The organism is Actinacidiphila glaucinigra (genome assembly GCF_035918135.1).
GTDB classification, from domain to species: domain Bacteria; phylum Actinomycetota; class Actinomycetes; order Streptomycetales; family Streptomycetaceae; genus Actinacidiphila; species Actinacidiphila glaucinigra.
Map to the genome: position 1 here is coordinate 8,546,149 of NZ_CP109144.1, position 20,903 is coordinate 8,567,051.

At 73.8% G+C, this 20,903-nt stretch carries 16 protein-coding genes; 8 read left to right on the top strand and 8 right to left on the bottom strand.

From position 1 onward, the window contains the following. Positions 1 to 127 precede the first annotated feature (127 nt). The 4 genes from OIE69_RS38815 to lepB all read right to left on the bottom strand — a co-directional run bounded on the left by OIE69_RS38815 (position 128) and on the right by lepB (position 5,190). Positions 128 to 1,675, bottom strand: coding sequence for an ATP-binding SpoIIE family protein phosphatase (locus OIE69_RS38815; RefSeq protein ID WP_326579767.1), 1,548 nt, complete (start codon positions 1,673 to 1,675; stop codon positions 128 to 130). Then, entirely contained in the window at positions 1,672 to 2,934 is a 1,263-nt protein-coding gene (locus OIE69_RS38820) for a PP2C family protein-serine/threonine phosphatase (RefSeq protein ID WP_326579768.1), read from the bottom strand. The genes OIE69_RS38815 and OIE69_RS38820 overlap by 4 nt, the downstream gene beginning before the upstream one ends. 587 nt (positions 2,935 to 3,521) lie before the next feature. Next, positions 3,522 to 4,310 carry an IclR family transcriptional regulator gene (locus OIE69_RS38825; protein WP_326579769.1) on the bottom strand — a complete coding sequence of 263 codons (789 nt, stop codon included), beginning with the start codon at positions 4,308 to 4,310 and terminating at the stop codon, positions 3,522 to 3,524. 133 nt (positions 4,311 to 4,443) lie between these two features. Next, entirely contained in the window at positions 4,444 to 5,190 is a 747-nt protein-coding gene (gene lepB, locus OIE69_RS38830; RefSeq protein ID WP_326579770.1) for a signal peptidase I, read from the bottom strand. Positions 5,191 to 5,340: 150 nt separating this feature from the next. Here lepB and OIE69_RS38835 point away from each other — a divergent pair, with 150 nt between their 5' ends. After that, complete coding sequence (locus tag OIE69_RS38835; RefSeq protein ID WP_326579771.1) at positions 5,341 to 6,267, top strand: hypothetical protein; 927 nt, start codon at positions 5,341 to 5,343, stop codon at positions 6,265 to 6,267. Between the two features lie 59 nt (positions 6,268 to 6,326). On the opposite strand, the gene OIE69_RS38840 is transcribed toward OIE69_RS38835, so the two are convergent. The 3 genes from OIE69_RS38840 to OIE69_RS38850 all read right to left on the bottom strand — a co-directional run bounded on the left by OIE69_RS38840 (position 6,327) and on the right by OIE69_RS38850 (position 10,996). Then, complete coding sequence (locus tag OIE69_RS38840; protein ID WP_326579773.1) at positions 6,327 to 9,212, bottom strand: M4 family metallopeptidase; 2,886 nt, start codon at positions 9,210 to 9,212, stop codon at positions 6,327 to 6,329. A gap of 196 nt (positions 9,213 to 9,408) precedes the next feature. Further along, positions 9,409 to 10,374: a phosphotransferase family protein gene (locus OIE69_RS38845; protein ID WP_326579775.1), complete on the bottom strand. Its 966-nt coding sequence runs from the start codon at positions 10,372 to 10,374 to the stop codon at positions 9,409 to 9,411. Between the two features lie 25 nt (positions 10,375 to 10,399). After that, on the bottom strand, positions 10,400 to 10,996 hold the full coding sequence (locus tag OIE69_RS38850; RefSeq protein ID WP_326579777.1) for a TetR/AcrR family transcriptional regulator: 597 nt from the start codon (positions 10,994 to 10,996) through the stop codon (positions 10,400 to 10,402). 56 nt (positions 10,997 to 11,052) lie between these two features. Between OIE69_RS38850 and OIE69_RS38855 the strand changes: the two genes are divergently transcribed. The 7 genes from OIE69_RS38855 (at position 11,053) to OIE69_RS38885 (ending at position 18,312) form a co-directional block, all read left to right on the top strand. Further along, positions 11,053 to 12,390, top strand: coding sequence for a YbfB/YjiJ family MFS transporter (locus tag OIE69_RS38855; protein WP_326579778.1), 1,338 nt, complete (start codon positions 11,053 to 11,055; stop codon positions 12,388 to 12,390). A 465-nt stretch (positions 12,391 to 12,855) separates the two neighbouring features. Beyond that, positions 12,856 to 14,397 (top strand): sensor histidine kinase, encoded by a 1,542-nt coding sequence (locus tag OIE69_RS38860; RefSeq protein WP_326579779.1) that lies wholly within the window; start codon positions 12,856 to 12,858, stop codon positions 14,395 to 14,397. Next, positions 14,394 to 14,837, top strand: coding sequence for a roadblock/LC7 domain-containing protein (locus OIE69_RS38865; RefSeq protein ID WP_018557865.1), 444 nt, complete (start codon positions 14,394 to 14,396; stop codon positions 14,835 to 14,837). Before OIE69_RS38860 ends, OIE69_RS38865 begins: the two co-directional genes overlap by 4 nt. After that, on the top strand, positions 14,834 to 15,193 hold the full coding sequence (locus OIE69_RS38870; RefSeq protein WP_326579781.1) for a DUF742 domain-containing protein: 360 nt from the start codon (positions 14,834 to 14,836) through the stop codon (positions 15,191 to 15,193). The genes OIE69_RS38865 and OIE69_RS38870 overlap by 4 nt, the downstream gene beginning before the upstream one ends. Further along, positions 15,174 to 15,818, top strand: a complete 645-nt coding sequence (locus OIE69_RS38875; RefSeq protein WP_326579783.1) for a GTP-binding protein — start codon at positions 15,174 to 15,176, stop codon at positions 15,816 to 15,818. The genes OIE69_RS38870 and OIE69_RS38875 overlap by 20 nt, the downstream gene beginning before the upstream one ends. Then, the gene (locus tag OIE69_RS38880) at positions 15,815 to 17,068 is read left to right on the top strand and encodes a cytochrome P450 (RefSeq protein ID WP_326579785.1); all 1,254 of its coding nucleotides are present in this window, start codon (positions 15,815 to 15,817) and stop codon (positions 17,066 to 17,068) included. Before OIE69_RS38875 ends, OIE69_RS38880 begins: the two co-directional genes overlap by 4 nt. After that, positions 17,068 to 18,312 carry a cytochrome P450 family protein gene (locus OIE69_RS38885; RefSeq protein WP_326579787.1) on the top strand — a complete coding sequence of 415 codons (1,245 nt, stop codon included), beginning with the start codon at positions 17,068 to 17,070 and terminating at the stop codon, positions 18,310 to 18,312. Before OIE69_RS38880 ends, OIE69_RS38885 begins: the two co-directional genes overlap by 1 nt. Before the next feature lie 127 nt (positions 18,313 to 18,439). Here the strand turns inward: OIE69_RS38885 and OIE69_RS38890 are convergent, their stop codons facing one another. Then, positions 18,440 to 20,539, bottom strand: coding sequence for a PhoX family protein (locus tag OIE69_RS38890; RefSeq protein ID WP_326579789.1), 2,100 nt, complete (start codon positions 20,537 to 20,539; stop codon positions 18,440 to 18,442). Positions 20,540 to 20,903: the final 364 nt, after the last annotated feature.

Here is a 20,903-nt window from a genome sequence, read left to right on the forward strand (position 1 = left end):
AGGCTTCCGCCGGTGCCCGCGGATCGCGCCGCCCACGTCGCCCGGCCACTCGGTGGATCCGCGATCATTTCCGACGGGGCCCGCCCGGAACCGGGAGGAAGGCCGGGTCCGCGCCGGCGGAGCCGGGTCAGCAGGGCTGTTCGGCCCAGATGGTCTTGCCCTCCTCGGTGTGGCGGCAGCCCCAGCGCTGGGTGAGCTGGGCGACGATGAACAGCCCCCGGCCGCTCTCGTCGAGGGTGCGGGCCCGCCGCAGATGCGGGGTGGTGCTGCTGCTGTCGGAGACCTCGCAGGTCAGCCCGTCGTCGTGGCGGATGAGCCGCAGCCGGAACGGCGGAAGGGCGTGGCGGATGGCGTTGGTGACGAGTTCGCTGACGATCAGCTCGGTCGTCTGCGTCGCGTCCGGAAGGCCCCAGGCGGCGAGCTTGCCCGCGACGTGCTTGCGCGCGTGGGAGACGGCGGCCGGGTCGGGCGCCAGGTCCCAGGTGGCGACGGCACCGCTGTCGAAAGTGCGGGTACGGGCGGCGAGGATCGCGGCGCAGGGCCGCTCGGCCTCGGGCAGGGCGCGCAGGACCGTGCGGCACACGGTGTCGAGGGAGGGGCGGTCCTCCCGGGTGCGGGCGAGGGTGCGCAGGACCTTCTCGGCGGCCGGCCCGCCGAGGCACGTGCCGGTGTGCACCAGCAGCAGGCTGCCCGCGGGGAGGTTCACCACGGTGGCCTCCGAGGACGGCCGTGCCTGACCGAGCGGTTGGGACGGCGGGAGCACGACGGTCGTGACCGCGCCCTCCGGGGAGACGACGACCGGCGCGGGGTGCCCGGTGGCGGCGAGCGAACAGCGGCCGGACACCGGGTCGTAGACCGCGTACAGGCAGGCGGCGCTGACCCCCGTGCCCGCGGGCCGCAGCCGGCCGAGGACGTCGTCGAGGTGCGTGAGCAGCTCGTCCGGCTGGAGGTCGATGTCGGCCAGCGTGCGCACCGCCGCCCGGAGTTCGGCGGCCGCCGCGCCCGCCGCCGAACCGGTCTCCGCGGAGACCGAGCCCGCCACGAGGGCGACGCGGGCACCGGGCAGTGGGATGGCGTCGAGCCAGTGTGCGCTGGGCCCGGAGTGTTCGCGCGCGGGCATGCAGCGGCCGACGACCTCCACCGCCGCCGACCCCGGCAGGGATGTGACCAGCAGGCCGTCGGGAGCCGCCGGGGCGGTGCCGCTCCCGTGGTGCGAGGGGTGCGCCGCGGCGGTGACGGCGGGTTCCGCGGGGAAGCACGCGCCGGCGGCCGCGCACTGCCGGCGCTGCATCCACAGCCGGGCCCGGCACAGGACGAGACTGAGGACGAAGGACAGCGCGGCCGCCAGGATGACGACCGTGCGGCCGCCCACCGACACTCCGTGGATCGCGAAGCCGTAGATCGCCACGCTGGCACCGAGCGTGGCGGCGCCGATGACGAAGGTGCGCCTGACGGGCAGCAGGGCGGCGGCCACGAGGGGCGCGAACGCCGAGTACGGCGACCACCGGACCAGGCCGCCCGAGGAGGCCTCCAGCTGGACCGCGCAGACGGCAGCGAGGTAGCACAGGAGCAGCACGGGGCCGATGCCCCACGGCAGCCGGGGCACGATCATGCTCGCCAGCGCCCTGCCGTGCCCGGTGCGTCCCTGGGGCGGCACCGTACGCCCGCCGCTCACGGGGCGGCCTCCGCGGGATGCGGCGACCGTGGCGGGGGCGGACCCTGGCCGACGCCCGGCACCGGCGGGCGCTGCACCGCCACCATCGCGAGGTCGTCGTCGAGACGCTGTCCGGTGTGGGCGTCCAGGTCGTCGCCGACGTGCCGCAGCAGCTCGCCCGGCCCCTCCCAGTCCCAGGTCGCGGCCCGTTCCTGGAGGGGGTAGAAGTCGCCCGAGGCGTTCCGGGCCTCGATCGCGCCGTCGGTGTAGAGCAGGAGGGTGTCCCCGGAGCCGAAGACGAAGACGTCGAGGTGGTAGTCGTCCGGGGTGTCGCCGGCCAGCCCGAAGGGGGGCGCGGGCCGGCGCGCCTCCAGGGCCATGACCCGGCCGCGGTGCCGGAGCAGCGGCGGAGGGTGCCCGCAGCTGACGACCCGTACGATGCCGGCGTCGTCGGGCACCTCCACCAGGAGGGCGGTGATGAAGCGTTCACCGGCCTCGGGGTCGGCCTCGGTGAGCTGGGCCAGGTGCCGCTCGACGCTGAGCTCCAGGGAGGCGGCCAGCGCGGGCAGGGTGGTGTGGTGGTGGGCGGCCTCGCGGAACGCGCCGAGGAGCACGGAGGCGTCCTCCACGGCCGGCAGCCCCTTGCCGCGGACGTCGCCGATCAGGAATCTCGTCGCGTGGTCGGTACGGGTGGCGCCGAACAGGTCCCCGCCCACCAGGGCGTGCGCGGCGGCCGCGCGGTAGACGGAGGCGACCCGCAGCGGGCCCATGCGCTCCGGGATCGGCCGCAGCAGCACCCGTTGGGCGGCCTCGGACACCGCCCGCACCTCGTGGAGTTCCCTCAGGTCGCGGTCGTGCAGCGTGCGCGCGGCGATGACGAAGCCGGAGACCGCCAGCAGCGCGCCGATGTGGATGGGCAGGATGGACGAGTGCAGCAGCCCGTCGTGGCGGTCGACGACCAGCATCGCGGCGCTGGCGACGAGGGCGACGCACGCGGTGAACCGGGCGCGGGCGAACGCGGCCGTGGACGTCGGGGCGGCCACTAGCAGCGGGGACAGGTGGATGGCCACCGGGGCGAACGATCCGGCCAGAGTGATCGCCGCGATCAGTCCGGCCGGCAGGGACACCTGGATGCGGATGCCCGCCCTCGGGACGCGTTCGCCGGCCCGGCCGCTGCGCCGTGGTTGCCTCCCCCGTCCGCCGGCGAGACGTGCTCCGGATGGGCGGACGCCGCGTCCTGCCTGCGCCGCTGCCGGGACGGGGGAAGAGAAGAGGTTCATGTGGGGTCCTGCGGGTGGTTCGTGCGCCGGGCACGGACGGTGCGCGTGCGATACGCGTGCGCCCTCCGGCACGGTGGGAACGCGTGACCGCGCACCTGTGGACGGACGGGACGTCACCCGGCCCGGGTGGTGATCCGGCCGCTCGGCCGGAACGTCAGGGGCGGCCTGCGCTGGGGGCCCGGGACACGGCCGCCGTGGCGGAACCGTGCGGGGCGGGCGTTAACACCGGCAGCCGCCGGTACCTGACGGGGCATCCGTCATGGCCGGGTGCCGGGAGCGCCGAAGCGGAGCCGGCACCTTGTGCGTCCGGGCACCGGCCGGCGCGGGGACTCGTCTGGATCATGGCCCCACCGTCCTCACTTTGCCGCATCGTGGAAGCCATTGCCGCAATGCGGTATCCACTGTGCGACCCGCATGGGGCATCGTCAAGGCGATCCGTTCGACGCGGGGAGGACGGGCCCCGTCGTCGGAGTTCTTCCCCCGGCTCCTCGCGGCTCTCCCTGGGAGGGCGCGGCGTGCCAGGACGTATCGGCAGTGCCTCGCCGCCCCCTCCGCCGAAGGCCGGGGAGGGGCCGCGACGACGGGCGCTATTCTCCGTTGCCCCGCCACATCCGCCCCTCGGCGATGGCCGCGGCGCAGTCGATCGCCTGGGCCGCGAGATCCTTGGCGCGGGCAGGGGTGAGGCGGTGGGACGGCCCCCCGACGCTCACCGCGGCGATCACGCGGCCGTCGCCGGAGCGCACGGGCGCGGCCAGCGAGTTCAGTCCCGGCTCGAGTTCCTCCTCGGAGAACGCCCAGCCCTGTTCCCGGACCTCCTCGAGCTGACCCAGCAGCACCGCCGGATCCACCACGGTCCGCGCGGTACGGGCCGTCAGGCCCTCGTCCAGGACGAGGGCGAGTACGTCCGGGTCGAAGGCCATGAAGACCTTGCCCGCGGCGCTGGGCTGCAGGGGCATGACCTGGCCGACGTGGCCCCGGTAGACGATCGAGTGCGTCGACTGCGCCCAGATCACGGTGACCCGTCTGCCGTCCTGCCGTACCTGCAGGCCGCAGCACTCACCGCAGTGGTCCCGCAGCGCGGTCACCAGCGGTCTGGCCGCGGCGATGAGGTCCGAGGCGGCGGTGGCCGCCGCCGACCAGCCGATCACCCGCAGGCCGATGCTGTAGGCGGTGCCCTCGCGCTGGAGGAGGTTCTCCCGGACGAGCGTGCGCAGGATGCGCGCGACGGTGGAGGACGGCAGGCCGGTCCTGCGGACGATCTCCGACGCCTGGAGGCGGGGGGTGGTCACGGAGAAGCAGTCCAGGATCTGGGCGGACTTCCGGACCACCTGGACGGAACCGTCCGCCGCCCCGTTGCGATCGCGATCAGCGGTCATGGCCGCATCGCCTTCTCTCGTCCTCGCATCGCGGGAAACAGTCCCGCATCGTGGCACCTCCCCACTGTCGGTGCCGTGCTGCGAGGGGTCAAGCAAGGCGGCCCTTGCCGTGCGGGGCAGGGGCCGCCGCAGGTCACGACCGGTCGAAGGTCGCGGGCACCGGCAGCGTGGACCACCGCGGCACCGGCCAGGCGACGACGAAGGCGCGGCCGACCACGTCGTCCAGCGGCACGAAGCCGCCGCCCGGTTCGTCGACGTGGGCGCGCGAGTCCCGTGAGGCGTCGCGGTGGTCGCCCATCACCCACAGATGGTCCTCGGGGACGGTGACCTTCCCGACCGGGATGTCGTCGCACGGCGTGGCGCCGGGGTAGACGTACGGCTCGTCCAGCGCCTTCCCGTTCACCGTGACCGGCTTGCCGCGCTCGCACTCCACGGTGTCGCCGCCGACCGCGATGACGCGCTTGATGAGGTCCTGCTCGTCGGAGGAGGGCGCCAGCCCGACGAACGCGAGCGCCTTCGTGAGCACGTTCCCGCCGGTCGGCTGCGGCTGGTCGTCCAGCCAGCCGCCGGGATCGCGGAAGACGACCACCTCGCCGCGCTGCGGCGTCGCCCCGAACCACGGGGTGAGTTTGTCCACCAGGACCCGGTCGCCCACCTGCAGGGTGTTCTGCATCGAACCCGAGGGGATGGAGAAGGCCTGCACGAAGAAGGTCTTGATCCCCAGGGCCATGACCAGGGCCACGACGACGAGGATCGGCAGCTCCTGCCACCAGGGACGCTGCGCGCGGACCCTTCGCGGCCGTTTCCGGCGGGCCGGCGCCTCCGCCTCGTCCTCGCCGGTGCCGCGGACACCCGTCCGGCCGTCCTCCCCAGTGGTCATGCCTGCTCCTTCACGGTGTCGCTACGAGGGGCGCGGTGCGTGCCCGTACACCAGAACGATCAGGAGTTCCCGCTTCGCTTCCCCGCGGCCCGAGGTTCCGGATTCCGCCGGCGTGGAACCGGGACACCCGCCCGCGCGTGGTGACAGGACATGATCGTGAAGCACGACGCCACGGCCGTGGGCGCGCATCTGGCGGCGGTCTGGTTGGCGGGTAGTGCCCTGACCGCCGTCCAGTTCCAGGTGGTGCTCGCCGCGCTGTTCACCGGCAGGCCGGCGGTCCTGGCCGCCGCGCTCGCCTGCACAGTGGCCCTGGCGGCGGCGCTGCTCGCGTGCCTGGGCAGGGCCGCCCGGTCCGTCGTGCCGCTCACCCGCCGCGCGGCGGGCCTGTGGGGCTGGACGGCCGGGGTGTACGTCTTCGGCACCGCCGGGGCGCTCGCCGTGGCGGTGGTGCTCCACCACGTCGGCGAGTCGGCCGACTGGGGTGTGCTGCTCCCCGCCGGAGGGACCTGTCACGCCCTCGCCGCCGCGTTCCTCCTGCCCGGAGCCAGGGCGCGGCTCACCGCGCTGGCCGCGGCCGTCGTCCTCGCGGCGGGCGGGGCGTACGCGGCCTGGGACGCCGCCCGCCCGCCCACCCTCGACGAGTGGATGAGTGCCAACCAGGTGGACCACGCCCTGCTGCGCGTCGGCGACCCGCCGCCCGGCTACACGCTGCACGTCGGGGGCGCCGGCGCCGACGGCTTCGGCGCCCGTTACGAGAGCGGGGACTCCCCGGCCCTGAGCATCCGGGTCGAACGCGCCGGAGTCGACACGCGGCGGGTCGACGCACGCGGCTGCCCCGTCCCGTTCGGGCAGGAGATCCACTGCCGCGACGACGGGGGCGGCCGCCTGCTGATCGCCCGCGGCGGCGCCTACCCCACCCGTGAACTGAGGCTGCCTCACGGCGGCCTGGTCTGCACCGTGACTCTGCGGGGATCCGGCGAGACCGGGCTCCCGGCCGCCCGCCACGTCCTGGCCACCCTGCGGCCGGCGACCCGAGCCGAACTCGCCGCGCTGGTGGAGCTGCCGATGCCGCGCTGACGGCTCCCGCTCCGGGTGGGCCGGGGCCGGAGCCCGGCGCCGGCCCACCCGGCGTACGGTCAGCCGCAGTCGCCCGCGGGGCGGGAGCGGGTCACCAGGTCGAAGGACGTGGTGGTCGTGTCCAGCCAGAGCACACGGCCACCGCCGGCGGCCACCGCGTACGTCTGCCGGCCCGGCGCGCACGAGACGCGGCCCAGCGGGGCACCCTTCGACGAGTACTGCCGGAGCTGGGTGGCCAGGTACGGCAGGCCCGTCGGGGCCGGCGGGTCGACGGTGAGGGTGACGGCCGTGTCCGACGCGGTCAGGGCCCAGGCCCCGATGGTCGCGGACGAGGTCGCGGGGATGACGTCCGTGGTGCCCGAGCCGTCGAGGCCGCTCCTGCGTACGGCCGACTGCCCCTCGTCGAAGGGGTCCTCGTCGGCGAGCCAGTACACCCCGGAGGAGGTCGCCACGGGCCGGCTGGTCCACACCGCGCGGCCCGGGGTGCCGAGCGCGGTCCTGCCCGTCCGCGTGTCGAAGACGTCGACGACGGCGCGCCGGTGGCCGGGGTCGTCGCCCCACCAGCCGCTCACCGTGTACGCGATGCGCCCGTCGTGGACGGAGGGCGACTCGGCCCGGACGTCGGCGTCGTCGGCGGTGGCGTCGGGGCGGTTCAGCGGGACGGTGCGCGGGGCGGGGTCGGAGCCCTCGATGTAGCGCAGGTTGGCGTGGCCCTGGCCGTCGTTCTCGGACCAGGCGACCGTGCCGCCGTCCATGCTCAGGCTGCCGATCGAGGCGGAGGAGGTGCTGTAGAGCCGTTTCGCCGGGCCGCCGGCCACGGGGGCCGACATCAGGTCGTAGGTGTCGCCGACGGCGAGCCACACCACGCGCCTGCCGTCGGTGACAGGGCTGAGGTGGTAGCGCCCGTCCTCCGGCGAGACCTGACGGGCCTTGCCCTTGCCGTCCAGACTCCCGGTCCACACCGAGTACGGGGCCGCGCTGTCGGCGCTGGAGCGGGGGACCGCCCACCAGCCGCCGCCCGTGGCGGGACCGATGTCGTTGGCGAGACCGGTTTCGAGGGTGCCGAGCCGGCCGAGCAGGACGTCGCTGTCCAGGCCGAGGTCCTTCTCCCAGCCGGGGACGATGCCGTGGGCGTCGAAGGCCTTCTTCACCTTGGCCATGCGGTCGCCCTTGACGTGCAGCGACCTGGCGGCGGCGATGACCGCGTCCCGGCCCTCGGTGAAGCCGTCGAGGGGGGTGATGTAGGAGGTGAGCGCCTTGTAGACGATTCTGTCGGCGAGTTCGCCGCCCAGGCTCTCCCGGATGTCCCAGAGCGCGCCGCCGAAGATGTGCGAGTTGAGGTGGACACCTCCCTGGTCGTTGCGCGACCCCAGCGGCATGCTGATGAAGTCCCCGGTGTCCGCGCCGTCGTTGAGGTCGCGGAAGGCGCACTCCTTCGGCGTCAGCGTGCGGCAGAGGTCGCCGCCGATCAGGCCGGCGTCGGGGTCGGTCATGGGGGTGCGGCCGACGGTGACGTCGATGGCGTTGCCGAGGTAGTCGGCGATGGCCTCGTTCATGGCGCCGGACTGGCCGGCGTAGACCAGGTCGGCGGTGTGCTCGACGACGCCGTGGGTCATCTCGTGGCCGACGACGTCCAGGTCGGAGGCGAGGGAGCGGTACTCGTCGTCACCGGTGCCGTAGACCATCTTGCTGCCGTCCCAGAAGGCGTTGACCCAGGGGTAGCCGAGATCGGCGGTGACGCCGACGAGGGAGTTGATGGCCATGCCCTTGCCGTCGAGGCTGTCCCGCTCGAAGGTGCCGCGGTAGAACTCGTAGACCTTCCCGGCCGCCCAGTGGGCGTCGACCGCGCCATTGTCGGTCAGCTCCTGCGGCGCCTTCGGGGTCGGCATCGCGAAGGGCACCACGCCCTCCGGCCACTGGCCGTCGAGGTCCATCCACCAGAGGCTGGAGGCGTCCCAGGTCTGGATGACGTTGTGGCTCTTGCTGTCGGCCATGTGCGCGGAGTCGCGCAGCAGGTACCGGCCGCCGGCGGCGTCCTTGGTGAGGTTCAGCGGCACGGTGGCGCCGTGGAGGAGGACACCGCTGCCGGTGACGCCCGTCGAACCGGCCGGGGCAGCGGCCGGTGTCGCGGCTCGTGTCGAAGTGCCGTTTCCTGCCGTGCCCGTGGCGGGTGCCGCGGCCGTGAGGGTCCGCAGCGCCCCGGCCTCGAAACGCAGGACCCCGGTGGCGGCGTCGACGTAGACCTCCTGGACCACGGGCGAGCCGGTGGCCGGGTCGGTGCCGCGCACGGTGACGTGGCGGGCCAGCACGCCCTTGCCGGTGGGCAGCACGGTCAGCCCGCGGTCGGTGCCGGTCAGGCCGTCCTTGGCGCTCTTGGCGTGCGCCGGGCGGTAACCGCCCTTCGCCAGTTCCTCCCGCACCTGCCGCACCGCGTTCTGCACGGCGGTGGGTGCGGGGAGGGTGGGGCGGGTGGTGTCGAGGTCGAGGGCGGTGAAGTAGGTGCCGGAGGTGCCGGTGACGGTGCGTTTGCCGTCCTTGTGGGTCATGCGGACGAGGTACTGGGCGCCCAGGACGGGGATGCCGCGGTACTTCTGGCCGAGGCGGACGGTCTCGGTGCCGTCGGGGCCGGTGGTGACGGTGTCGGTGGCCAGGTCGCGGTCGGGGGCGGGGATGCGGTAGCGGTCCTTGTGGCCGGCCAGGTGGGCGCGGGCGGCGGTGGCGGCGGGCACGGAGGCGTCGGCGGGGTCGGCCAGGCCGTCGACCAGGGCGGGGGTGGCGGTGGAGGGCCGCGGTGCCGGCGCCGTCCCGGTGCCGGTGGTGGGGTCGGCGGCGTGGGCGGGGGCGGTCAGGCCGGTGACGCCCAGGGCGACGGCGGCGGCCAGCAGGAGGGACAGGCCGGTGCGGCCGGTGCGGTGAACCGGTCTGGGCCGTATGCGTGTTGACATGGACGAATGCCTCCGGCAGCCCGGCGTGACCCCGGGCTCGGTAGTGGGACATCGGATGCTCGGCGCACCATCGCGCCCGCGGCTCGCCCTGCACCCTGGTGGCGATCACACCCGGGTGACAAGACGAAATCCGGGGGGAGTACGCGCAGTTGCACAGATGGGAACGGCATCCGGCGCCGGACGCCCGCCTGTTCGGTCAGGCGCCGCCGTAGCGGGCGAGCAGCGCCGCGATGTAGGCCTCCAGGCGCGTCGCGAGCGCCGCCGGGGTGAGGTCGCCGCGGCCGAGTTCGCGCCAGGGGACGGCGACCTTCTCGGCGTCCGGTGCGAAGGCGAGGGCGTCCAGGAGCCGCCAGTAGAGGTGGGCGCCGGGGGACTCGGCCAGATTGCCGCCCGCGGCGGTGTAGAGGTCGGCGAAGCGCATCCCGGCCGCGGGCCCGTGCAGCAGCGCGAGTGCCGTGGCGCAGTGGGCCACGTCGAGGTCGGCGGGGCCCCAGGAGGTCTCGACCCAGTCGACGACGCCGGTGATGCGCAGGTGCCCGCCGTGCCCGGTGAACAGGACGTTGCCCGGGTGGAAGTCGCGGTGCAGGAAGCCGCCTTCGTGGGCGGGCGGGTCACGGCGTATGACGTCCACCGCGCGGGCCCACAGGTCAGGTCGGCTCGTGCCCTCGGGCGGCCGGACGCGCTCGGGCGCCGTCCAGGCCTGGTAGGTGCGCGGCCGGTCCTCCTCGCCGACGTACAGGCCGTGGATGCGCACGAGTTGGCGGGCGAGCAGCCAGGCCCGTGCACCGGCCTCCGCGTCCTGCAGGCGTACGCCGCCCGGGAGGTGGGACATGAGCAGCGAGGGGTGGTCGCAGTGCTCCGCTGTCGCGTCGACGGCGTGGAACTCGGCGGCGGGGACGGCGGTCGGGCCGAGCAGCTTCAGGATCCGCGCCTCACGGGTGAGCAGGCCCTCCGCGTGCCGCAGGTAGAAGGGCTTCACGAAGGAGCGCAGCACCAACTGGCGTCCTTCTCCCGGCCCCGTGACCCGCAGGCGGCGCATCTGCGAGGTCCAGCCGCCGCGCAGCCGCTCCGCGGACTCGACGTGTTCCCCGTCGCGAAGGTGCCGCTGCACCCAGGCGCGGGTGGCCTTCCAGCCGGGCTCGTCCCCCTCCGACACGGTCATCGGGGCACCCTACCGGGCCCGTTGGTCAGGCGGTGGCCTGCCGTCGTGCGCCGAGCACCATCGCGATCAGGGACCTGGCGGTGGCCCGGAGGCGGTCCGCGTCCTGGTAGACGCGCTCGATGACCACGGTGCCTCGGGTCATGGTGACCAGCACCCGCGCGGCCTCGGTGGGCGGGACGGTGAGCAGGCCGGCCGCGTCCTCGCGGGAGAGCCGTTCGGCCATGACGCCCTCGAGCCGGTCCAGCATGCCGCGGATCGCGATCCGGATGGGTTCGGCGTCCGCCTGGGTGTCGGTGGCGGTCTTGGTCGACAGGCAGCCTCGGGCGGGGGTGCCGCGGGTCATGGAGGCGATGGTGAAGTCGAAGAAGTCCTCCAGCGCGCGCCGGACGTCGGGCTGGTCCAAGGTGGCGGCGGCTTCGGCGACGAAGGCGTCCGCGTAGTCCCGGAAGACGCGCAGGAACAGCGTCTCCTTGTCGCGGTACGCGTTGTAGAGCGAGCCGCGCTGCACCCCGGTGGCGGTCGCCAGGTCCTGCATGGAGGTCGCTCCGTAGCCCTGGTTCCAGAAGACGTCCAGGATCCGGCCCAGGGTGTGCTGCTCATCGAACTGACGCCGTCCAGCCATGGCCCCACCGTAATTTATCTTTGACGGCTCCGTCAAAGTTTGCAAGGCTGTCAAACATGACGGGGTTGTCAAAGATGGCCCGGACGGCGGACGGACCGGGCGGCGCCCGGGTCCGCCGTGACCGGGCGGAGAGCGGAAGCGAGCACATGAGCACCACACCACCGGGACCCGCCGCGTGGCGGGCGATAGCGGCAGGCGCGAGCGCGAGCTTCGTCGGTATCGGCCTCGCCCGGTTCGCCTACACGCCCCTGGTCCCCGAGCTGATCAACGCCCACTGGTTCTCGCCGTCCGCCGTGGCCTACCTCGGCGCGGCCAACCTCGCCGGCTACCTGGCAGGCGCGTTGAGCGCCCGGCGGGTGGGGCGGTGGCTGGGCGACCGCCGGGCCCTGCGGTGGATGATGGTGCTCGCCACGCTCGCACTGCTGGCCTGCAGCGTTCCCGTATCGGTGCCCTGGTTCTTCTTCTGGCGCCTGGCCTCGGGGCTCGCGGGCGGCGTGATCATGGTGCGGGTGGCCGGCGCGGTGCTCCCGTACCTGAAGGGGGAGCGGCGCGGGCTGGCGGGCGGTGCGATCTTCGCGGGGCTCGGCGTCGGCATCGCCGCCTCGGGCACGCTGGTGCCCCTGCTGCTGCAGCTCGGCCTGAGCCGGACCTGGACGGGGCTCGCCGTCCTGTGTGCCCTTTTCACGGCGCTGAGCTGGAACGGCTGGCCCCGGCCCGGCGCACCCGCGGTCCCCTCGGCTCCGCGGGAGGGGCAGGGCAGGCCCGTCCGCTCGGCGCGGCTGAGGCTGCTGCTCGTGGAGTACGCCCTGATCTCGATGGGGCTCACCCCGGCCATGGCGTTCCTCGCCGACTTCGTCAGCCGGGGTCTGGGCCGCGGGTCCGCGGCCGGCTCCACGGTGTGGATCCTGTACGGACTCGGCGCCCTCGTCGGCCCCACCCTCTACGGCCTGCTCGGCGACCGCCTCGGCTTCGCCAGGGCCCTGCTGCTGATCACCCTGGTGCAGGCGGGGGCCCTCGCGGCGCTCGCCACCGCGCACAGCCTGCCCGAGATCGCGGTGCTGAGCGTCGTCATCGGCTCCTTCCCACCCGGTGTCGTGCCGGTCGTGCTGGGCCGCGTCCACGAACTCGTGGCGCGGCGTCCCGAGGCGCAGTCGGCGGCATGGGGCACGGCGACCGTCGCCGGTGCGCTGTCGCTGGCCCTCTCCGCCTACCTCTACTCCTATGTCTTCGCCCGCAGCGGCCAGGACCACCGCACGCTGTTCCTCATCGGCGCAGCGGCCCTCGGCCTGGCGCTGGTCGTCGGCGTGGCCGCGCGGTTCGCCCGTGTGCCCGCGGCCGCGGAGGAGGTCGCGCACCAAGTCGCCGGGGTCCGGGGCGTGTCCGTCCGGGAATGAGGCGCCGCCGGTGTGTGGCGGGGTTGCGACATGTCGCAGAGTGGACACACCGCCGGCGTTCCCCGCCGGCCGCCGGGCCGGAGCCGTGCGCCGGCGCGCCGGCCGTGCGGCTCCCCTTTCCGGGGAGTCCCGCCCGGGCCCTGACGGCACGGCAAAAAAACGTGGTCAGTGGCGCAGCGAAGATGTGGCGCCCACGGACGTGCCTCCGGTGGCGCCGCGGGGGAGCGGAAGCACCGCTTCCCCGGCGCCGCGACCGCCGCATGCCGCGTTTGCTCCACATGTCCCCACCAGCCGAGGAATGTCGTCGGCTCATTGATCAACAGCCTCGGCAACTCGCATATAGTGACCGCGAGTTCCCCGCGAACACGGAGCCCGCCCGGGATTCGTGTGCGTGGTGGTGCCCGTTTTTGCCGGATTCCCACTCCGTCCATCCCATCCGTCCAGACGGTCCCGAGGTCCTGATCGATGACAGCGCAGACCGCGCTACCGCGCCCGCGGACCGGGCGCCTGCGCATCCCGGCACGGCCGCGTGAGCAGCGTGCTCCGCTCGCGTACCTGGCGCGGGCCCTGGCGGTGCCCCTGGTGGTCACCGTTCCGGTGGCCGTGTGGCTGATCGTCGCCGCTCCCGGGTCGCTGCGGGCCCCCGCCGTGGCCGGCGCGGCCGCGGGGATCCTCGCGCTGGTCGTGGCCGTGGCCGTGGCGGCGCAGGAGCGCTGGCGGGCACGGCGGCTGGCCGGGCAGCTCGACACCCTGCGGGCCGAGGCGGAACGTTTCGCCGACGAGCTGCTGCCCGCCGCCGTCCGCCGGATCACCGCCGGCGAGACCGCCGACCGCGTGCTCACCGCCGTACGGGAGCCGCTGACCGGCCCTCAGCGCCGCATGCTGGCCCTGATCGCCGACCGCGTGGGCAGCAGCGAGTCGCGCCGCGCCGCGGCGATGGCCGTCGGAGCCAATGCCGCCGGGCGCATGCAGGCACTGGCCACCGGCATGCTGGCCGACCTGCGGCAGATGGAGCACCGCCACACCGACCCGGCCGTGCTGCACGACCTGCTGCACCTGGACCACCGCACCGCCCAGGCCGGCCGCCTCGCCGACAGCATCGCCGTGCTGACCGGGGCCCGTTCCGGACGCAGGTGGGCCAAGCCGATCCGTATGGAGTCGATCCTGCGCGGCGCCATGGGGCGCATCGCCGGCTACCAGCGGGTGCGGCTCCACTCCACCAGCGAGGTCGCCGTCGTCGGCCACGCCGCCGAGGGTGTCATGCACGCGCTGGCCGAACTCATGGACAACGCGGCCAACTTCTCCCCGCCCACCGCCGAGGTCCACGTGTACGTGGAGGAGGTGCCCGCGGGCTCGGTCATCACCGTCGAGGACAGCGGCCTGGTCATGGGCGAGGTCGCGCTGCGCCGGGCGCAGAGCGCCGTCGCCGCCGGGTCCGGGGACCTGACCGGCTTGTCCGGGACCAGGCTCGGCCTGACGGTCGTCGGTCGACTGGCCCGCAAGCACGGCCTGACCATCTCCTTCCGGCCCTCGGCCCGCGGCGGCACCGGCGCGGTCATGATGATCCCGCAGGAACTGCTCACCGTCCCGCGCCCCGGTATGGACGCCGGCCCCGACGCCGAGCCCCTCCTGCCCCCGGAGGCCCCGGCCGCCGCCCCCTCCGTCCCGGCCCCCGCCGAGACGCCCGACCCGGGCGAGGAGGCCCGGCGCACGGCACCGGAGCTGGGCGAGAGCGGCCTGCCCAAGCGCCGCCGCGGTCAGACGCTGTCCGCCGTCGGCCACGACGGGCCCGGCCACGACCGGCCCGCCGCACGCCCGGGCTCGGCCGGCCACGGCACGGCGGCCGAACGGGCCGCGAGGTTCAGCACCTTCCGCAGCGCGGTGCACGGCACCACCCCCGCCGCACCCGCACCCGCCCCCGACCACGAGTCCCCCGCGTCCGCGCCCGGCGCGGACCGCGACGAGCACAACGCGACGGCCCCATCCCCAGAAAGCGACGCGCGATGACCGCACCGGCCACCGGCCACACCAGTACGGACGAGCGGCTCAACTGGCTGCTGGAGAACCTGCTGGAGCGCACCCCGGGCGCCCGCCACGCCCTGGTCCTGTCCCGGGACGGACTCAAGCTGTGCCGCACTCCCGAGCTCTCGGTCGACCAGGCCGACCAGCTCGCGGCGATCTCCGCCGGCATCCAGAGCCTGTCCCAGGGCGCGTCCATCGAGTTCGGCGACGGCAGCGGCGGCGTACGGCAGGCCATGGCCGAGTTCTACGGCGGGATCCTGTTCATCGTCGAGGCCGGCGACGGCGCCCACCTGGCGGTCGTCGCCGACGACGACGCCGAGGTCGGCCTCATCGGCCACAACATGCACGAGCTGGTCGAGCAGCTCGGCGAGCACCTGAGCGCCCCCCCGCGCGAGGTGCCCGGTGAGGACGGCGACGGCGCATGACACCCCGCCCGGGCCGGGAGGAGGATCCGGACCGGCTGTACACCCTGACGTCGGGTCGCAGCCGGCCCGTGTCCGACGCGTTCGACCTCGTGACCCTCGTGGTCGCCGAGTGCGATCCGGTCCCGGGGATGCAGTCCGAGCACGCGGCGATCCTGCGGATCTGCCGCCGGCCCACCGCAGTCGTCGAGCTCGCCGCCGACCTGGGGCTGCCGGTCGGCATCACCCAGGTGCTCCTGTGCGACCTGCTGGCCACCGGCCGCATCAGCGCCCGGCACCCCCGTACCGTCCGGACGACGGCTCAACTTCCGGACCCCGAGATCCTGGAGCAGGTGCTCGTTGGACTACGCAACCTCTGACCCCGGCCTCGTTCCCGGCCCGTCGGGGCCCCGGGCACCGCTCGACGCGAGCGCCGACAACGGGCTGAAGATCGTCATCACCGGCGGGTTCGGCGTCGGGAAGACGACCATGGTGCGCTCGGTCAGCGAGATCCGCCCGCTGAACACCGAGGAGACCATGACGCAGGCCGGTGCCGGGGTCGACGACCTCGCCGGTGTGGGGACCAAGTCCTCCACCACCGTGGCCTTCGACTTCGGCCGGATCAGCGTCAACGCGCGGACCGTGCTCTATCTGTTCGGCGCGCCCGGGCAGGAGCGCTTCTGGTTCCTGTGGGACCGGCTGTTCTCCGGCACGCTCGGCGCGGTGGTGCTCGTAGACACCCGCCGCCTGGACGACTCCTGGTACGCCATCGACCGCCTGGAGCACCACGGCACCCCGTTCGTGGTGGCCCGCAACGACTTCGGCGGGCCGAAGCACACCGAGGAGCAGGTCCGCGACGCGCTGTCGCTGGCGGACGGGGTGCCGCTGGTGGACTGCGACGCGCGGTCCCGGCAGTCCTCCAAGGACGTCCTCATCACCCTCGTCCAGCACCTGCAGACCTTGTCCGCCGCCCACCCGCGCGCCCGGGAGATGACCGCTCCGTGACCAGCCAGCCCACCGCGGCCGCCGGCACCGACCCGTTCGCCGGGGCGGTGCCGTTCAGCGGTCCGCGTTTCCATGTCGAACCCGCCGCCCTCTACCGGGAACTGCGGCGCGACCACGGCGCCCTGGCCCCCGTGACGCTCGACGGAGGCATACCGGCCTGGCTCGTGCTGGGCTACCGGGAACTGCTGCACGTCACCGGCGACCCGGTGCTCTTCAGCCGCGACTCGGACCTGTGGAACCAGTGGGACCACATACCCGACGACTGGCCGCTGCTGCCCATGATCGGGCGCAAGCAGCCCTCGATCCTCTACACCGTGGGCGAACGCCACCGGCAGCGCGCCGCGATGATGGGCAACGCCATGGAGGCCATCGACGCGGTCGAACTGCGCCGCTACGCCGAGCGCTACGCCGACGCACTCGTCGACACCTTCTGCGGCGGCGGCACGGCGGACATCCTCGACGAGTTCGCGATGCTGCTCCCGGTCCGCGTGCTCGCCCGGCTGTACGGCTTCCCCGAGGAGCAGGGCCCCCTCCTCGTGAAGGCGGTCAAGGACCTGGTCGACGGGGGCCCGGACGCCATCGCCGGCCAGACGCACGTCTACACAGCGATGACCGAACTGCTCGAGGCGAAGAAGGAGCAGCCGGGCGCGGACGTCGTCTCGCGGATGCTCGCCGACCGGTACGACTTCTCCGACGAGGAGATCGTGCAGGACCTGATGGTGATGACCGTGGCCGGGCACCAGCCCACCGCGGACTGGATCGGCAACTCCTTGCGGCTGATGCTCACCGACGACCGCTTCGCCGCCTCGTTCACCGGCGGCCGGCACAGCGTCGGGCAGGCCATGAACGAGGTCCTGTGGGAGGACACCCCCAGCCAGAACATCGCCGGGCGGTGGGCCAGCCGCGACACCCGGCTCGGCGGGCGCCAGATCGCCTCCGGCGACCTGCTCATCCTCGGCTTCGCCGCGGCCAACGCCGACCCCCAGGTGCACCTGGAGGCCGGTGCCTCCACCAACGGCAACAACGCCTGGTTCTCCTTCGGGCACGGCGAGCACCGCTGCCCGTTCCCGGCCCAGGAGATCGCCGAGGCCATCGCCCGCACCGGCATCGAGGTGCTGCTGGACCGGCTGCCCGACATCGAACTGGCGGTCGATGCCGCCGATCTGGTGCGCCGTCCGTCCCCGTGGCTGCGAGGCATGACCAAGCTCCCCGTGCGTTTCACACCCACCCCCGTACTAGGAGAACTCTGATGGAATGCCCGGTCACCGGCCACCACGCGGCCGCCCCGATCGTGCTGGACCCGCTGGTGGGCGACCTCGTCGCCGAGAGCACCGCGCTGCGCGAGGCGGGCCCGCTGGCCGCGGTCGAACTCCCCGGCGGGGTGCCGGTGTGGGCCGTGACGCACCACGCCGAGGCCCGCGCGCTGCTGACCGACCCGCGGCTGGTGAAGGACATCGCCCACTGGGACGCCTTCACCCGCGGTGAGATACCCGCCGACTGGGCGCTGATCGGCCTGGCCAACCCCGGCCGCTCCATGCTCACCGTCGACGGCGCCGACCACCGCCGGATGCGTGCCCTGGTCGCCCAGGCGCTGACCCCGCGCCGCGTGGAGCAGATGCGGGCCCGGATCGAGGAGCTGACGGCCGGTCTCCTGGAGCGCGTGGAGGAGGCGGCGCGCGAGGGCGACGTGCTCGACCTCAAGGCCACCTTCGCCTACCCGCTGCCGATGTACGTGGTGCAGGAGCTGATGGGCATCGACGAGGCCCACCTGCCGCGGCTGAAGGTGCTGTTCGAGAAGTTCTTCTCCACCCAGACCCCGCCCGCAGAGGTCCTCGCCACCCTCGGCGAGCTCGCGGCCCTCATGGCCAAGACCGTCGCCGACCGGCGCGCCGAGCCCGGTGACGACCTCACCAGCGCTCTCATCGCGGCCTCCGAGGACGGTGACCACCTCACCGACGAGGAGATCCAGAGCACCCTGCAGCTCATGATCGCCGCGGGGCACGAGACCACCATCTCCCTCATCGTGAACGCGGTCGTGAACCTCCTCACCCACCCCGACCAGCTCGCGCTGGTGCGGGAGGGCAAGGCGAGCTGGGAGTCGGTGGTGGAGGAGACCCTGCGCCACTCCACGCCCACCTCGCATGTGCTGATCCGCTTCGCCACCGAGGACGTCCCCGTCGGCGACAAGGTGATCGCCAAGGGCGAGGCGCTGATCGTCTCCTACGCGGCGATCGGCGGCGACGAGAAGCAGCACGGCCCGAGCGCCGGCGTCTTCGACATCACCCGCGACCACCCCATCCGGCACATCGCCTTCGGCCACGGCCCGCACGTGTGCCCGGGCGCCGCGCTGTCCCGGCTGGAGGCCTCGGTGGCGCTGCCCGCCCTGTTCGAGCGCTTCCCGAAGCTCGACCTGGCGGTCCCGGCGGCGGAGCTGCGCAACAAGCCCGTGGTCACCCAGAACGACCTCTACGAGCTGCCGGTCACCGTGAACTGACGTACCGTCGGTGTCCGGCACCTCCCCGCGCCGCTCGAGCCGGTGCGGGGCGGTGCCGGTCCCGTCCGGCCCCGTGACGACGACCGCGGGACGGCCCCGCCCGGCACGCCGGGCGGGGCCGTTTCCGTCACACACCGATGCCGCGGCCGTCCTTGCGCCACACCACGACGACGGAGGGGCGGGGGATCCGCTTGCCCCCGTCGGGCCAGCGCGAGGACGGGTTCTCGTACGTGGAGCCGTCGGTCTCGCCCGGGTGCTGCACCGCGACCAGGACGCGCTGGTCCTGGACGATCGGTCCGCACGTCTCGGCGCCCTTGGGCACGCTCAGGAACTGACGGACCTGACCGCGCTTGTCACCCTTGACCGCGACACCGAAGAGGGCGTCGTGGGTGCCGAGGGTGCCCGGCGCGCCGTCGGTGGAGATCCACAGGTTGCCGTGCGGGTCGAAGGCCACGTTGTCCGGGCACGAGATCGGGCTGACGTCGTCCTTCGGGAAGCCCGCGAAGTAGGTCGCGGGGTCGGACGGGTCGCCCGCGACCAGGAACAGCCGCCACGCGAAGCGGTCGGCGGCCGGGTCGTCGAAGAACTCCGCCAGCTCCAGCACGTGCCCGTGCTTGTTGTTGTTCCGCGGGTTGGCCTCGTCGGCACCGGCGGAACCGGCCTTGCCGCGGTTGGTGTTGTTGGTCAGCGCCACGTAGACGCGACCGGTGCGCGGGCTGGGCTCGACGTCCTCGGGGCGGTCCATCTTCGTGGCTCCGGCCTTGTCCGCCGCCATGCGGGTGAAGAGGTAGACCTCCTCGGCGGTCATGCCCTCCACGAAGGAGGTGGTGCCGCTCGCCAGCTTGATCCACTCGCCGGAGCCGTCGAACTCGCCGTCCGAGGGCAGCTTCCCGCTGCCGTCGAACTCCGCGGCCGGGCTGTCGCCGGTGAGCCTGGCGACGTAGAGCGTGCCCTCGTCCAGGAGCGACAGGTTGTGCTCGCGGACCGCCCGCCCGGTGCCGTGCCGCATCGCCTTGCTCGCCACGAACTTGTACATGTAGTCAAAGCGCTCGTCGTCGCCCATGTAGACGACGGGGCGGCCGTCCTCGGTGAGGCGGGGCTGCGCGGCCTCGTGCTTGAAGCGGCCGAGCGCGGTGTGCTTGCGAGGCGTCGAGTCCGGGTCGAACGGGTCGAGCTCCACGATCCAGCCGAAGCGGTTGACCTCGTTGGGCTCCTTGGCCAGGTCGAAGCGGTCGTCGAACCGCTCCCACTTGCGCTCGCTGGCCGCGCCGGCGATGCCGTAGCGCTTCAGCCGCTCCGCGGTGACCGGGTCGGTGACCGAGGCCGCGTTGCCGAAGTACTGGTTGAAGTTCTCCTCGCCGGACAGCACGGTGCCCCATGGGGTGGTGCCGCCGGCGCAGTTGTTGAGGGTGCCGAGGACCTTCGTGCCGGTGGGGTCGGCCTTGGTGCGCAGCAGGGGGCTGCCCGCGGCGGGACCGGTCAGCCGGAAGGCGGTCCGGGTGTGGAGCCGGCGGTTCAGGCCGTGCCGGCTCACCGGGTACAGGCGGCCGGAGTGCCGCTCCTCCTCGACCACGACCACGCTGAGCCCGTGCGCGGCCCAGGCGATCTCGACCTGCTCGCGGGTGGGGTTCGCCGCGTCGTAGCCCGGGAACATGAGGATCTCGTCGGTGTACTCGTGGTTGGCGACGAGTACCTGACGGCCGCGCTCACCTGGCAGGTCGAACAGGTGCAGGAAGTCGTTGTTGTAGCCGAACTGGCCGGCCTGCGACGCGGCGGTCTGCCGCGCCTGGTCGAACGCGGGGGCGCCGCGCAGGATGGGGTCGCCCCAGCGGATCAGGACGCTCTGGGCATAGCCCTCGGGGACGACGACGGCGTCCACGGTGTTCGGCTCGACGGGCCGGAAGCGCAGGCCCTTGGCGGCGTCGGGATCGACGGTGCCGCCGTGACCGCCGTGGCCTCCGTGCAGCGGCTCGGGCGCGGCGGCGGCCACGTCGGTGCCGGACGTGACGGCCATGCCGCCCGCGGCGGCGGCCAGGGTGACCACGGCGCCGGTCCGCAGCATGGTGCGGCGGGAGAGGGCGTCGGCGACGACGTCGCCGAGGTAGGCGTTGCCGCTGGTGTTCGGGGCCTCGTGGGCGCAGGCGTCACCGCACTTGAACCGGCAGGTGAGGGCGGACCTGCCGCCGTCGTGGCGAGGGAGCAGCGGAAGAAGTCTGTGCGGCCGCACAGTGCCTCCAAGTCTATGTTCCGGTATAGCGAATACCAAGGGACGGTAAAGAGCCCTGTTCTCGCGGGGGTGGCCGGAACGTGAACCGCGAATGAACCGGTGAGCGCGGCAAGGGGATCGCGTCCGCTGCGGGCCCGTAGGGACGATGCGGGCTGCCGCCCACCTGGGCGACCTCGGCGGAACCGGCGCGTACCGGCAGATCGTCCTGCCCGGCCCGCGCGGTGTCGGCGGATCAGGTGCGCCGCGGGACACCGCCCTGCCGCTGCGACCGCCGTGGACGCGTGGGCGGGCTCGCCCTGACCACCCCCGGACTCGGTCCTTCGGACCCGACGTCGGCACTCACCGCCGCCCGCGGTGGCGGAGG

Coding starts and splice junctions, on each gene's coding strand:
- lepB (WP_326579770.1), bottom strand. CDS start 5,190: ATGACCACTGGGGAGGACGGCCGGACGGGTGTCCGCGGCACCGGCGAG.
- OIE69_RS38885 (WP_326579787.1), top strand. CDS start 17,068: ATGGAATGCCCGGTCACCGGCCACCACGCGGCCGCCCCGATCGTGCTG.
- OIE69_RS38865 (WP_018557865.1), top strand. CDS start 14,394: ATGACCGCACCGGCCACCGGCCACACCAGTACGGACGAGCGGCTCAAC.
- OIE69_RS38840 (WP_326579773.1), bottom strand. CDS start 9,212: ATGTCAACACGCATACGGCCCAGACCGGTTCACCGCACCGGCCGCACC.
- OIE69_RS38870 (WP_326579781.1), top strand. CDS start 14,834: ATGACACCCCGCCCGGGCCGGGAGGAGGATCCGGACCGGCTGTACACC.
- OIE69_RS38845 (WP_326579775.1), bottom strand. CDS start 10,374: ATGACCGTGTCGGAGGGGGACGAGCCCGGCTGGAAGGCCACCCGCGCC.
- OIE69_RS38825 (WP_326579769.1), bottom strand. CDS start 4,310: ATGACCGCTGATCGCGATCGCAACGGGGCGGCGGACGGTTCCGTCCAG.
- OIE69_RS38855 (WP_326579778.1), top strand. CDS start 11,053: ATGACGGGGTTGTCAAAGATGGCCCGGACGGCGGACGGACCGGGCGGC.
- OIE69_RS38835 (WP_326579771.1), top strand. CDS start 5,341: ATGATCGTGAAGCACGACGCCACGGCCGTGGGCGCGCATCTGGCGGCG.
- OIE69_RS38860 (WP_326579779.1), top strand. CDS start 12,856: ATGACAGCGCAGACCGCGCTACCGCGCCCGCGGACCGGGCGCCTGCGC.
- OIE69_RS38820 (WP_326579768.1), bottom strand. CDS start 2,934: ATGAACCTCTTCTCTTCCCCCGTCCCGGCAGCGGCGCAGGCAGGACGC.
- OIE69_RS38850 (WP_326579777.1), bottom strand. CDS start 10,996: ATGGCTGGACGGCGTCAGTTCGATGAGCAGCACACCCTGGGCCGGATC.